This window comes from Phormidium tenue FACHB-1052, assembly GCF_014696675.1.
Classification (GTDB): Bacteria; Cyanobacteriota; Cyanobacteriia; order Phormidesmidales; family Phormidesmidaceae; genus Nodosilinea; species Nodosilinea tenuis_A.
On the sequence record NZ_JACJQN010000012.1, the window covers coordinates 44,618 to 57,178 of the forward strand.

Sequence of the window (12,561 nt, forward strand, 5' to 3'; positions counted from 1 at the left end):
GAGCGAGGGCTAGGTCTCAAAATATCCCCGCTTCTAACCGTTTGGCCGTTTGCAAACTGTCTTGCAGACGATCGCGCCCCGCCTCAGAGTGCTCAATGGGCACGCTTTCCAACAGCGCTGGGAAAAACAGCGCCGTCCAGTCCTCCGGCAGCGGGCAGCGAGTGCGGCCTCGCCTCAGTACCACGCGCTGGGCTTCGGCATCCCAAACGAAGGCCGTGGCGGCCCCTAGGGCGATCGCCGCCACGTAGGGTTCACTGGGGCAACTGGCCGCATCGGCCCCATTTAGCGCCGGGGCGCGATAGCCGGGTCGGGCTACGGGCTGAAAATTTACCCGATGGTCGTGGGCCTGAATGCCTAGCCGGGTCGCCTCCACCTGGATGCCTTCAACCCCCACTACAAACAGCAGGTCGCGGCGAAACTGGGCGCTGGGAAAGCCCACATTCTGGAGCGCCGGAGGCAAGTCAGGCCGCTCTACCCCAGCAGCCAGCAGCGCGCCGGTAAGCAAAATGCGCTGAAACCCGGCCCCATCCCACTCGGTGATCAGGCCGCTGGCTAAAGCTTCGTGATACAGCCGCACCATGGCTCGAATGCGTGGGGCATCGGCGACATCGACGGCAATTAGCTCCTGCACGTTGAGGGTTTCTTGGCCATAGGCGCGCAGGGCAGCCTCAGTGCCGCCGTAGACCGAAATATCAGGGGCTTCTCTGAGGTACATGGCCAGGCTGCGGCGAAAGGCAAGGTAGCGTGGGTCAGCCGGGTCAGTGGGGGCAAAGGCCTGATCGAGCAGACGCGCCAGATGAGCCTGAAACCCTACCGCTTGCTTAAGCGTGGCGCTGACGCCAATATCCTGATCGGTGGTGACCAGGGTGCTGTAAAACGATTCGTGCAGGGTGGCTCCCTGCTGGGCCAGGTGTTGATAGGTGATGGCGTCGGCGGCGATCGCCCCAAAATGCGTCGCCAACAGCGGCTCATTTTTAGCCAAAAGTTGCCAAAAGCGGGGGCTAAAGGCGTGGTCTTTGAGCAGGGCAAACACAATGCGATCGCCCCCAGCCTGGTCTGCCCCCGCCAGCAATTCCAGCAGCAGCAGGCGGCTGTTTTGGTAGGCCGATTCCAGGCCGTAGCCCGCCTTCTCCTGGCGAGAGATCATCACCGAGAGCGTGTTGCCGCCGGTGAGGTGGGCCGCCCCACCGGGAAACAGGTGCTTGCCCATGCCCACCTGCGCCCAGTCGCGATCGCTAAACCGCAGCAGCGCAAAGCTCAGGGCCGCTCTGTGCTCGGTTGCTAAGTCCTGCATTCTGCCCGTAATCGTGGTGCGCAGGGCGTGCTTGTCGAACTCGTTTTGTTCAATTGAGGCAGCCAGCGATCGCAGTGACTCGGGATAAAGCCCCTCGCCCTCAAACCTCATCATGCCAAGGGCTAGAGCGATCGCTCCCTCCTCGGCCCCAAAGGTGACATTGGGAATTTTTGACATCAGCTCTGGGGTGCTCGACAGCCGTCGACTCTCTAGGGCGGTGGAGGCGTCGAGCTGCTTGAGCACAGCTAGACGGGCTAGCTGTCCGGTTTGCCCTGGCCCAGCCAGCAGAGGGCGAGTGAGTAACTGCTGCATCGAGAGCTGCTGCTCGCCCGTCCAAAACGAGCCCACGGTGCCTGCCCCCGAGGTAATTGGTCGAGCGTCGGGGTGGCGCAGCAGCGGGTCGTGTAGGGTGCGCAGAGAATGGTCGAGCATCCACAGGGCTTCGCCGGGGTCGAGCCCGGCTGCCCGGCTGGTCTCGGCGTAGACCGGCACAAAATACTCTAAAAAGAAGCGATCGGTGTCGAAACGCCCTCCCTCGCGATACTCCAGCAGCCTGCCCTTGGCCAGATCGGCGGCGATCGCCGTGACGTAGGGGTTAGTCTGCAAAAACCAAAAAAACTTGCGATCGAGGGCGGGGCGCAGACGGCTATCCAGTCCGCCGCTGGCCCGCTGGTAGGCGGATTCTGACAGGGGCGGCACCACGGTGCTATCGCTGAGGGTAAACCAGGCCCCGTTGCCGCGAAACCCGTAGGTTGCCCCCTCAATCGGCCCAATCCAATCGCGGGGGGGAAGCATTTGGGCTTGTAGCCCCAGAAACAGAGCTAGTCGGCTGAGATCCAGCGTGAAGCGCCCTGGAGGGGCCAAAGCCTCATCGGGGTGCAGCGCGATCGTAGGTTCTTGCAGTGCCCCAGTAATCTGCGCTTCTCCCCGCCAGGGTTGAGAGTCATCCAAAGGAACGCGATCGCCCACCAGTGACCGCAGATCGACCCCAGCGACCGGGGCCACTGTGGCCATCAGGTTGTAGCCAGCCCGGCGATCGAGGGTGCCAGCCGCATCGAGGGTGAGGGGGCCAATTTGCAGACGCGTGTCGCTCAAAGCCAGTTGCTGGCTGTCAAAAGCCCAACTGCCCTTGAGATGGTCGATGGATAGGGCCGCCTGCCCCAACTGCCCCTGGCCACTGTGGATCATTGCCGACCCTGTCACATCCCAGGCGTTGGCTCTGGGGATGCGGGTTACCGTCAGGGTGCTATTGAGGGCTCCAGTCTGAAACGCGATCGCCGACGGCAGCATGATATTAAGACTAGCTAGCGGTAAATCGTGGGTTTGCGTCGTCATATACAGCGATCGCTGCGGCCCATCCACAGTGCCCTTAGCCTCTAGCCGTGACTGCTCAACTTGCCCCTGCACCGTGAACACGAGGGGCGATTGCTCACTAGGGCGATGTAATTCAGCTTGGATGTTTTGCACCGTCAGACTAGAGCGGGGCATCGGGCTGGTCGAGACCGCGGGGGCGACCCGCACCGTGAGGACGCCCTCCTCAATGTGAATCCGGGAGAGGGCGGAAAACGAAGACTGGGACGCAGAATCGACCAGAGTGGCATCTCCCACTAGACCACCGGCTTCATCGGGCCAAACCATCACAAAGTCTGGCCGCACCAGGGTTACCGCTGCCCTCAGCGATCGCTGTTGCCAGAGCGTTGACCAGTCAATCCCCACCGCAATAGCGTCAATCTGTCCGCCAATCATGCCGGTATCGGTTGGAGAAATCACGGTTCGCCCCAGCCATATTCCTTTAGGTGAGAGGCCGCGCAATCCTCCTAATTGAACCGATCGCCCCAGGGATTCTGAGAGCGTTTGTTCTACTTTTTCATGGAAGCTTTGAAAGGCTAGTACGCCGAACAGTACGCTCCCCATAAGCACGCTAGCCATAGCCATTTTTGCCGTGATTCTTGACCATTGGATCGGTTGATGGCCAGGCAAATTAGGGGAGGCAAGAGACATGGCGCAGACACGAAAGAGCAGCCGACAAGGGTATCAGAAACATCTCAATAAAACCGTAAAGTTATTTGGATTCTTGCTTGATCAGCCTAAATTCCCAGAACAAATGATCTAGGGCGCTCCATGGGATTTTTAAATTTTCCTTAAAAATAATAGCGTCTGCTGCTGGCCTATTGCAGAGGTATAGAACTCGTTGACTTAACTTGTTAAACCCTCATTCCCTTGCTAGCCAAGGTCTTGATCGATAGCCTCTAGTCAAAATTGGGCGTTGATACCGCTTGAAATGTCAATTTTGGCCTCAGTTTGAAGCAGTTCTGAACTTTTCAAAACAGCAATTTGGAAGGTAGCTCAAACCCTAAGTCTAAAATCTAATCTATTAGAAAATGATATTGTTTACCGCAAAAAAGTAGATCATGCCTTACCTGCGTTGCAGAAACGTAGTTTTCTAGAGAGAAAAATTCGTGTAGTCTTAGCACAGTGGTTTGTTCCCTGAACCAGAGATGTTTGTCAAAACAATCTGGAGACTTCTCTGTAAGATTCAAAACTCAACACTGAGGCAAGTATGAAGCTCTTGTTTTCAAAACGATCAGGGTATTTAGCGGTAGGTTGTCTGGCTGGGTTTATGGCCTCTATGGCATTTACCCCAATTCTCTCGGGCTTTGCCCAAATTAGTGAACTTAAATCGCCTGAGGCTTTGTCTGAAGTGCAGGCGTACATCCGGCAATGCCGACGAGTCATTCCGGTCAATGGCTCTGTCGAGGTCTACGATAATACTGACCTCGAAACTAAGAAAGCAAATCGTATAGGCACTATCAATGTGGGGACAGATATGATGCTGACCGGAGTCGTACGAGAAGCGAAGGGAAACCGTCCTACCGCTGTCCAAATTTACATGCGCGATCGCAGGTTCCCGAAGCAGCAGCCAGTAGGCTGGGTGGATGCTAGCAAGATCACAAAGCCTATGCGCTGCCCCTGAATACTTAGCCGCGTCCCGCTCAATAGCAGAAGCATCTGCGTGGTTTAAGCCACTGTAGGGTGGGCAGTGCCCACCATTTGGAAACCATTTTCCACAAGTCGAATTAGGCTATGGTTGCCCCTACTTTTCCGAATGGGTCGGCTATGACTTAGTTCGATGCAAAAAGCCCATATACCGCTGCTTGGAGCGGTATATGGGCCTTTCTGGCCTATTCGCTATAAAAGGTCTCTAGGCTGATGCGATCGCCCACAAACCGCCAGTGCCAAGGCTCAAAAGCCACCCCCTGAAAATTGTCGGGCGGAAAGGACAGCTCATAGCCGTAGCGCACTGCGTTGGCGTCCATCCACTGGTAGGCGCGGGTATCGGCAAAATCGGTGTTGAGGTTAGCACCCGCCTGGTTGCCATCACCGATATCAATGGCATAGCCGGTGTGGTGCTCGCTGTAGCCCGGTGGGGCGCTGACCTCGGCGCGGGTTTCAGCATCTTGGCCGCGATCGGCCTTGAGGCTAAAGAAAATCGTCTCCTGCTCCGCCTGGGAACGAAAGCCCGACAGCGGCACCAGTCTCACCCCTTCGCGACGGGCGGCCTGGGCCATGGCCTCATACTGGCTGGCCGCAGCGGTGCGCAGACGAATGGCAGCATTGGCATTCAGCGTCACCAGCTCTTCGTCAGGGGCCTCATCGTAGGCGCGGTGGTTAAGCAGGGTGCGGCTGGAGGGAGCTAATTGCACGGCGACGTCGCGATCGCTGGTGGCCGGTTCCCCCTCGGTCTCAACAGCGGAGCGGTTGACCATGGTCTCAAAGGGCTGAGCGAACTCGACCGCAGAAAACCCATTCGTCTGGTACCAGGCCACCAGCCCGCCCGCTGCCAGGGCCAGCATCGCCAAACCTAAAAAACGCCGCAGCACACGCGTGCGCCGCAGCCAGGGGTGCTGTTCTGCGCCCGTCGAATAGACAGGGACATCGCGGGCCGCTTGGGGAATATCGTCGATAGGAGGCATGATCACTCGCTTCCGGCAAAGCTCTACCCATTATGGCCCTTGGCGGCGATGCCGTTACAACTTCTCGGCTGTAGGGGCGATGGCTATACGCAACTCCGGTCTCGCCTGTCACAATCGCAGTGCAGGGTATGGGAGGGCTGCTGTTTTGCCACCGTTTGAGGTATTGATGCGCCTGTATGGGCCGATTGGCGCTGGCATCTGCGCTGGCGCTGGTCTGGGGGCGTTGCTGTGCCGGTTTGCTCCCCACCGAGAGTCATCCCACGGGCTGTATCACCAGGTGCCTTTGCGCCTGGGGCGGTTTTTGTTTTGGCTGGGCATTCCCCTCAGCATTGTGGGGTTTATGCGCCGCGCCGACCTGTCGGGCAACTTGTACCTGGCTCCGGTGGTGGCCTGGGCCGCAATTTTGCTGGGGCTGCTGTGCAGCCGCCTGTGGATTCGCGCTGACCAGGAGGCCTGGGCGCGGCCCACCCAGGGCAGCTTTTCGTTGGCGGCGATGCTGGGCAACACCGGCTACATTGGCTACCCTGTGGTGCTGCTGTTGCCCCAGCTGGGGGTGGGGGTGTTTGGCTGGGCGCTGTTCTACGATGCCCTGGGCACGCTGCTGGGCTCCTACGGGCTGGGGGCAATTTTGGCGTCAGAAATGGGAGGACAAAGCCCCACCTCGTCGCCGCCTTGGCGGCAGCAATGGTCAACCCGGTTACGGGCGGTGGGGCAAAATCCGATTATTCTGGCCTTTGGTCTGGGGCTGGGTCTGAAGGCGATCGCCCTCCCCGCCTGGCTCGACCTGGGTCTCTACCAGTTTGCCTGGGCAATTGTCATGCTGTCGCTGCTGCTGATGGGGCTGCGTATTCAGCAGCTCAGCTCGTGGCAACACCTGCACCGAGCCACCGTCGCCGTGGCGATTAAGATGCTGGTGCTGCCCCTGGCCGTGGGGCTGGGCCTCACCGCCCTGGGCATAGACGGCCCGCCCCGGCTGGTGATGATTTTGCAGGCGGGCATGCCCTGCGCCTTTTCTAACCTGGTGCTGGCTGAGGCCTACGACCTCGACCGCGATCTGTCGGTCACCTGCGTCGGGCTCAGTTCGATCAGTTTGTTGTTCACCCTGCCCCTCTGGCTGTGGGCATTTTCTGGGGAGTGACGACCAATGATTACCCAATGGATCGCAACGTTGCGCCACAGCCGCTGCCTATTGCTAGCCAGCCTACTGGCCCTAGGCGGATTCGCCCCCCTCGCCTCTGTTGCAGCTCAGCCTGGTCTATCTACCCCGCAGAGCGTCGCCGCGACTCCCCTATTGCGAACCGAAGACCGTGGCCCCTTGGTCAATGAGCTTCAGACGGAGCTGGCGAATATAGGGCTGTTTGCAGGCGTGGTTGACGGTCACTATGGCACTGATACTGCGGCAGCGGTGCGATCGCTCCAAGCGCAGCAAGGCCTGGTCGTCGATGGCATCGCTGGTCCGCAAACCTGGCTCGCTTTGGAGAATGCTCGTCGGGCGATCGCCCTACCACCGCCGCCGCTGACCGCCAATCTAGTCACCTTTAGCCCCCTAGTGGTGGCCCAGCCCGACCCGCCGCCCCCCGCCTTTTGGCTCGCCATGATGCCCCTGGTGCCCATCACGGGTGGTGCGCTCACCTGCCTTCACCGCCGCCGCCAGCGAGGGCAGCCGCCACGCCCACTGCCCTTTAAGCCAAAACTCTAACGATCTGTAACTGACAGACCCTGCAATCTAAAGAAAAGCTACAAATACAACCCGTGATCCCAGCTGTAGAGGTCACCATAGGAGAGATTGCTGCAAACCGAATCGCAGCGCTGAGGAAGCTTCCCCAGCAGCCAGATTTTTGATCTTTCAAGCCGGAACTTGTCAGCCGGTTTATGGGTTCAGACCGAGGCCTGCCCGTGGCGCGCAGGTTTCTGGAATGCGCGGTTGTAGCCCTTAACCCACTAATGTTTCCTGGAGAGTCCTATGCTGACTGTGGCCGATATCATGACCCCCAACGTCACCACCATCGCCAGCGGTGCCACCGTCGCCGAAGCCATTGACCTGATGCAGCAGCGCCAGATTCGGGCGCTACTGGTCGAGCACCGCAGCCAAGACATGCCCTTTGGCATGGTGACCGAGCGCGATATTGTCTACACCGTGGTGGCGCGAGGCCACAATCCTGAAAAGGTGCTGGTGCAGGACATCATGCGCCAGCCCTGCATTTCTCTAGCGCCTCATCTCACGATTCAAGAAGCCTCTCAGGTGCTGTCTGACACCAGCATGCAGCGCGCCCCCGTAGTTCAAGACGGGCGTTTGTTGGGGGTGATCTCGGTCACTGATATTTTTATGCGGGGTATATCGGAGCCAGCGTTGAGTCATTAGAGAAATAGGGAAGATGAGGGAGAGATTGGTCGAACAGACGCTGAGCATCCCTACCTTCCTCACCTTCCCTATCTTCCTCACCCCCCGGTTCCCTCCCCCGCGCCTCCCGCTAATCCATTGAGGCTGTGGCCCGGTTAGAGAGTTCGGTGAGCGATCGCAGGCGATCGCTCACCTCATCTGTCAAAACTTTAGCCTCGTAGCGCCAGCCCCAGTTGCCGTCAGACAGGCCGGGGGTGTTCATGCGGCAGTCGCTGCCGTAGCCCAGCAGGTCTTGCAACGGAATAATTGCCTGGTTAGAGACCGACAGCAGCGCTAGACGAATCAGCGACCAGTGAATGCCCTCGGGGCTGATGCAGCCGAGGTACTGCTGGAGGCGATCGCGCTCGTAGTCGGGCATTTTTTCAAACCAGCCCACGGTGGTGTCGTTGTCGTGGGTGCCGGTGTAGACCACGCTGTTCTCGACATAGTTGAAGGGCAGGTAAGGGTTATCGCTGCCGCCGCCAAAGGCGAAGTGCAGAATTTTCATGCCGGGAAACTCAAACTCGTCCCGCAACGCCTCGACCTCTGGGGTAATCATCCCCAGATCCTCAGCCATGACGGGCAGTTTGCCAAAGGTTTGGCGGATGGCCTCAAACAGTTCTGTGCCTGGGGCTTCAACCCATTGGCCGTGGATGGCGGTGGTTTCGCCAGCGGGCACGCTCCAGTAGGCCTGTAACCCCCGGAAATGATCGACCCGAATAATATCGACGTAGCCCAGCAGCGCGTTGATGCGCTGAATCCACCAGTTAAAGCCGCTTTTTTTCAGCACTTCCCAGTTGTAGGTGGGGTTGCCCCAGAGCTGCCCCGTTTCGCTGAAATAGTCGGGCGGCACCCCGGCCATCTGCGCCGGAGCCAGGGTTTCTTCGTCAAGCATGAAATTTTCGGGATAGGCCCACACGTCGACACTGTCGTGGGCCACGTAGATGGGTATATCGCCGATGATCTGAATCTGGCGATCGCGGGCGTACTGCCGCAGCGCCTGCCACTGGCGGTGAAACTCAAACTGCAAAAACTTGTGGCAAAAAATATCGCTAGCCAGCTTTTCCCGCCACTCGGCCATTGCTTCGGGTTCGCGCCGGGCGATGTCACGAGGCCATTCCGTCCAGCCCGCGCCGCCGTGGGCATTTTTGAGCGCCATAAAAAAGGCAAACTCATCTACCCAAAAGTGGCACTCTTCGCTAAACTGCGCCAGCGCGGCCCGGTCTTCTGCCGAGGCCACATCGTCAAACCGAGTCGCAGCCCGCTCTAACAGCCGCATCTTAATCGGCATCACCTGATCAAAATCGACCTGGTGCGGCGAGAAATGCTCTAGCTCGTGCAGTTCATCAGGGTAGAGTAAAGAATGCTCGCACAGCTCTTCCAGGCTGATCAGCAGCGGGTTGCCCGCCATCGCCGAGTAGCAGAGGTATGGCGAGTTGCCGTGACCGGTCGGCCCTAGGGGCAGCACCTGCCAGAGATGTTGGCGAGTCGCCGCCAAAAAATCTACAAATCGGTAGGCTTCTGGCCCCAGGTCGCCAATACCAAACCGACTGGGCAGCGACGTAGGATGCAGCAAAATGCCGCTGGCTCTGGGAAAGGGCATAGCATAGCTCGGCTTAAATTCCAGTTGACTTTAACATGGCCAATGGGAGCGAGTCGGCTGTCCTAAGAGTTATTTTTGTTCCAGAAAATTTCCTTCAAGTCTCCCCCATGACCACCTATCGCAATCCCACCCCGACCGTTGACATTATTATTGAACTGCTGCACCAACCCCACCGCCCCATCGTGCTGATCGAGCGCCACCACGAGCCCCTGGGCTGGGCGCTGCCCGGCGGCTTTGTCGACTACGGCGAAAGCGTTGAAACCGCCGCCCGCCGCGAAGCCCAGGAAGAAACCGGCCTCACCATCACCCTGATCGAACAGCTCGCTGTCTACTCCGACCCCGATCGCGACCCTCGCCAGCACACCCTTAGCGTTGTATTTTTGGCCACTGCCACTGCCGACCCCGTTGCCGGTGATGACGCCAAAACTGCTGCGATCGTCAACCCCTGGGAAGTGCCGCCAAATCTTTGCTTTGATCACGATCGCATTTTGCGAGATTATTGGCAGTACCGCTTTTACGGCCAGCGACCCCGCTTTGGCAGCGACTTAGAGAAGTAGGGAGTGAGGAGTGGGGAGTACGAATACAGCCCTACCCCTCACCCATCCACCCCCTACCCCTCACCCCCTACCCCATCACCCCCAACTTCCCATGCAGCGCACCATCATCAACACCCCCACTGCCCCTGCCCCCGTCGGCCCCTACAACCAGGCCGTGGCCGTCAGCGGACAAATGCTCTTTGTCTCTGGCCAAATTGCCCTCGACCCGGCCACCGGCAAACTGGTGGGCGAGGGCGATGTAGTCGCCCAGACCGAGCAAGTGATCGCCAATTTAGAAGCTATTTTGACCGCCGCTGGGGCCAGCTTTGACAATGTGGTCAAAACCTCGGTGTTTCTCAAAGACATGAACGACTTCGCCGCCGTCAATGAGGTCTATGCTAAGTATTTTGGCGGTGACCACGCCCCGGCGCGGGCCTGTGTTGAGGTGTCGCGCCTGCCTAAAGATGTCGATGTTGAGATTGAATGCATTGCGGTGCTGTAGCCTTACTCAGCGCTACCTCATCCTTAACCGGGCCGTGGGATGCTAGAACTCTACTTGGAGTATTGAGCATCGCCTGTGAAAGTTGCCTTCATTATCGACCCGATCAACCGCCTTGACCCCGGCCACGACACCAGCGTTGCCCTTATGGAGGCGGCCCAACAGCGCGGCCACGAGGTGTGGATTACAGCGGCTAATGCCCTCAGCGTAGTGGCGGGCAAAGCCCTGGCGCTCATGCAGCCGGTGAAGCTCACCCCCGTAAACCTGGTGGATGGGCTTTGGGCGGCAGCTAACCCTTGGTTTGAGGTGGGCGCAGCGGTGCAGCTGCCGCTGGAAGAGATGGATGCGGTATTTATGCGCACCGACCCGCCCGTTACCGTACCCTACCTCTATGCCACCTACATTCTCGACTACATCGACCCGGCCAAAACCCGCGTGATCAATTCGCCCAAGGGACTGCGAGCGGCGAACGAGAAAATGTATGCCCTGCAATTTACCGAGGCGATTCCTGAAACGATTGTCACCCAGAGCAAGGCGGTAATTCGTGAAACCGTGGAGCGGTGGGGTTCGGCGGTGCTCAAGCCCTTGGGGGGCAAGGCTGGGGAAGGGATTTTGTTTTTGCAGGCGGGCGATCGCAACCTCAACTCGATGGTTGAAATTAGTACCCAGCAGGGCAAAGAGCCGGTGATGGTGCAGACTTACCTGCCCGCCGCCAAAGACGGCGACAAGCGAATTATTTTGCTCAACGGCGAACCCATTGGCGCGGTCAACCGCATCCCCACCGGCAGCGAGTTTCGCGGCAACATGGCGGTGGGGGGTCGGGTCGCTCAGGTAGACATCACCGATCGCGAACTCGACATCTGCCGCCAGCTCGCCCCTACCCTGATTCGCGACGGCCTCTACTTTGTGGGCATTGATGTGATCGGCGGCTACCTCACCGAGGTCAATGTCACCAGCCCCACAGGCATTCGCGAAATCGATCGCCTTAATAACGTGCGCCTGGGCGACCAGGTGATCGCCTGGGTCGAGCAGGGATAAAGTGCCTGCGGGTGCGAGGTTACACTAGTAACATCATGCGTTAGACCCGTAAACAACGCGATGGGGGAGCCTATGCAAGTGTTGTCAGAGCAGGAGCTACAAATCATTGACAAAATTCGGCAGTTCTCCCCTCCACAAGTTGCTGAGATAGAAGATTTTATTGACTTTCTCAGTCAGCGCTATTCAGATAGGCAGTTTGTGACGGCGGCGGCCCAGGCGGCTGAGCCTTCGTTGGCTCAGGTCTGGGAAAACCCGGAAGATGCTGCCTACGATGAACTTTGATTTTGGCCAGGTTGTGCTGGTGCCGTTTCCTTTTACCAACCAAAACGCCCAAAAGAAAAGACCTTCAGTTGTCATCAGTTCGCAAGACTACAACACAGCTCGCCCCGATCTCATTCTCATCGCGGTAACTAGCCAAGTGAGAACCCCTTTATTGTTCGGTGAGATGATGATTGCTGACTGGCAGGCAGCAGGGCTGCTTAAGCTTTCAGTTATTAAGCCTGTGATTACAACAATTCAAAAAGATTTGGTGATTCGGCAGCTAGGCGAGCTTGCCCCATCAGACAGACAGTCTCTGAATAACTTGCTGCTGCTTTTGCTTGCAGAGTCAGGTGACAACGGCTAGCCAAAGTACCGCTGGTGTTCTTCTGAGGCGAGCCAGTAGGCGCCAGCGGGTTCGATTTGAGTGACGATGGGCTTGGGGTAGTGGCCTGAGTCTTGCAGTTTGATTTTGGCCTGACGGGCGGCTTTGCCCTGCTCGGGAGTGTGGTAAAAAATCACGGAGCGGTATTGCTCACCGCGATCGCCCCCCTGGCGATTGAGGCTGGTGGGGTCATGGATGCGCCAAAATGTGTCGAGCAGAGCGTCGTAGGAAATCTCGGCGGGGTTGAACTGCACCTGACAGACTTCGGCGTGGCCGGTGATGCGCGAGAGCACGTCGAGGTAGCAGGGGTTTTCGAAGTGGCCGCCCATGTAGCCGACGGAGGTATCGATCACGCCGTCGAGTTTGCGAAAGGCGGCTTCTACACCCCAGAAGCATCCGGCCCCAAAGGTGGCAAGTTCAGCAGTAGCGGTCATTGGCTTGAAACCCTTAGGAAAACGCCCACCTCTAATTGTAGAAGGTGGCTAGATACTCATAATTTGATGCCTAGAAGCTCTCAGTAATTTTTAGGTGAAGTACTTAACTTGTTTTGGGAACACTCAATCTGACTGATGTAAGTTTTTATCTGTCAGAGTT

Annotated in this window: 12 protein-coding genes and 1 pseudogene; 9 read left to right on the forward strand and 4 right to left on the reverse strand. The window is 58.2% G+C overall.

The window, feature by feature from the left end:
• Nucleotides 1-16: 16 nt before the first annotated feature.
• A complete protein-coding gene (locus H6G07_RS16520) occupies nt 17-3,064 on the reverse strand; it encodes an AsmA family protein (protein ID WP_073609478.1) in 3,048 nt (1,015 codons plus the stop codon).
• A gap of 850 nt (nt 3,065-3,914) precedes the next feature.
• Between H6G07_RS16520 and H6G07_RS16525 the strand changes: the two genes are divergently transcribed.
• Complete coding sequence (locus H6G07_RS16525; RefSeq protein WP_073609477.1) at nt 3,915-4,268, forward strand: hypothetical protein; 354 nt, start codon at nt 3,915-3,917, stop codon at nt 4,266-4,268.
• A gap of 208 nt (nt 4,269-4,476) precedes the next feature.
• Here the strand turns inward: H6G07_RS16525 and H6G07_RS16530 are convergent, their stop codons facing one another.
• Nucleotides 4,477-5,268: a M15 family metallopeptidase gene (locus H6G07_RS16530; protein WP_073609476.1), complete on the reverse strand. Its 792-nt coding sequence runs from the start codon at nt 5,266-5,268 to the stop codon at nt 4,477-4,479.
• A gap of 166 nt (nt 5,269-5,434) precedes the next feature.
• Between H6G07_RS16530 and H6G07_RS16535 the strand changes: the two genes are divergently transcribed.
• The 3 genes from H6G07_RS16535 (at nt 5,435) to H6G07_RS16545 (ending at nt 7,630) form a co-directional block, all read left to right on the forward strand.
• Nucleotides 5,435-6,406: an AEC family transporter gene (locus H6G07_RS16535; protein WP_073609475.1), complete on the forward strand. Its 972-nt coding sequence runs from the start codon at nt 5,435-5,437 to the stop codon at nt 6,404-6,406.
• A 6-nt stretch (nt 6,407-6,412) separates the two neighbouring features.
• The gene (locus tag H6G07_RS16540; RefSeq protein WP_073609474.1) at nt 6,413-6,967 is read left to right on the forward strand and encodes a peptidoglycan-binding domain-containing protein; all 555 of its coding nucleotides are present in this window, start codon (nt 6,413-6,415) and stop codon (nt 6,965-6,967) included.
• A 264-nt stretch (nt 6,968-7,231) separates the two neighbouring features.
• Nucleotides 7,232-7,630 (forward strand): CBS domain-containing protein, encoded by a 399-nt coding sequence (locus tag H6G07_RS16545; protein WP_073609473.1) that lies wholly within the window; start codon nt 7,232-7,234, stop codon nt 7,628-7,630.
• Between the two features lie 109 nt (nt 7,631-7,739).
• Here H6G07_RS16545 and malQ read toward each other — a convergent pair.
• Nucleotides 7,740-9,263, reverse strand: a pseudogene (malQ, locus tag H6G07_RS16550) (4-alpha-glucanotransferase); the annotation flags it as partial.
• A gap of 95 nt (nt 9,264-9,358) precedes the next feature.
• Here malQ and H6G07_RS16555 point away from each other — a divergent pair.
• The 5 genes from H6G07_RS16555 to H6G07_RS16575 all read left to right on the forward strand — a co-directional run bounded on the left by H6G07_RS16555 (nt 9,359) and on the right by H6G07_RS16575 (nt 11,949).
• Nucleotides 9,359-9,808 (forward strand): NUDIX domain-containing protein, encoded by a 450-nt coding sequence (locus H6G07_RS16555; protein ID WP_073609471.1) that lies wholly within the window; start codon nt 9,359-9,361, stop codon nt 9,806-9,808.
• 91 nt (nt 9,809-9,899) lie between these two features.
• A complete protein-coding gene (locus H6G07_RS16560; RefSeq protein ID WP_073609470.1) occupies nt 9,900-10,289 on the forward strand; it encodes a RidA family protein in 390 nt (129 codons plus the stop codon).
• 75 nt (nt 10,290-10,364) lie between these two features.
• Complete coding sequence (gene gshB, locus H6G07_RS16565) at nt 10,365-11,324, forward strand: glutathione synthase (RefSeq protein WP_073609469.1); 960 nt, start codon at nt 10,365-10,367, stop codon at nt 11,322-11,324.
• 72 nt (nt 11,325-11,396) lie between these two features.
• Nucleotides 11,397-11,606 (forward strand): toxin-antitoxin system, antitoxin component, Xre family protein, encoded by a 210-nt coding sequence (locus tag H6G07_RS16570; protein WP_073609468.1) that lies wholly within the window; start codon nt 11,397-11,399, stop codon nt 11,604-11,606.
• Nucleotides 11,596-11,949, forward strand: a complete 354-nt coding sequence (locus H6G07_RS16575) for a type II toxin-antitoxin system PemK/MazF family toxin (RefSeq protein WP_199312162.1) — start codon at nt 11,596-11,598, stop codon at nt 11,947-11,949. Before H6G07_RS16570 ends, H6G07_RS16575 begins: the two co-directional genes overlap by 11 nt.
• On the opposite strand, the gene msrA is transcribed toward H6G07_RS16575, so the two are convergent.
• Nucleotides 11,946-12,401: a peptide-methionine (S)-S-oxide reductase MsrA gene (gene msrA / locus H6G07_RS16580; RefSeq protein WP_073609466.1), complete on the reverse strand. Its 456-nt coding sequence runs from the start codon at nt 12,399-12,401 to the stop codon at nt 11,946-11,948. The two genes, H6G07_RS16575 and msrA, sit on opposite strands and share 4 nt — an antisense overlap.
• Nucleotides 12,402-12,561 lie beyond the last annotated feature (160 nt).

Bases quoted from the DNA above. Each gene is read 5' to 3' on its own strand.
- H6G07_RS16525 (WP_073609477.1), top strand. From the start codon at position 3,915: ATGGCCTCTATGGCATTTACCCCAATTCTCTCGGGCTTTGCCCAAATT.
- H6G07_RS16530 (WP_073609476.1), bottom strand. From the start codon at position 5,268: ATGCCTCCTATCGACGATATTCCCCAAGCGGCCCGCGATGTCCCTGTC.
- H6G07_RS16535 (WP_073609475.1), top strand. From the start codon at position 5,435: ATGCGCCTGTATGGGCCGATTGGCGCTGGCATCTGCGCTGGCGCTGGT.
- H6G07_RS16540 (WP_073609474.1), top strand. From the start codon at position 6,413: ATGATTACCCAATGGATCGCAACGTTGCGCCACAGCCGCTGCCTATTG.
- H6G07_RS16545 (WP_073609473.1), top strand. From the start codon at position 7,232: ATGCTGACTGTGGCCGATATCATGACCCCCAACGTCACCACCATCGCC.
- H6G07_RS16555 (WP_073609471.1), top strand. From the start codon at position 9,359: ATGACCACCTATCGCAATCCCACCCCGACCGTTGACATTATTATTGAA.
- H6G07_RS16560 (WP_073609470.1), top strand. From the start codon at position 9,900: ATGCAGCGCACCATCATCAACACCCCCACTGCCCCTGCCCCCGTCGGC.
- H6G07_RS16570 (WP_073609468.1), top strand. From the start codon at position 11,397: ATGCAAGTGTTGTCAGAGCAGGAGCTACAAATCATTGACAAAATTCGG.
- H6G07_RS16575 (WP_199312162.1), top strand. From the start codon at position 11,596: ATGAACTTTGATTTTGGCCAGGTTGTGCTGGTGCCGTTTCCTTTTACC.
- msrA (WP_073609466.1), bottom strand. From the start codon at position 12,401: ATGACCGCTACTGCTGAACTTGCCACCTTTGGGGCCGGATGCTTCTGG.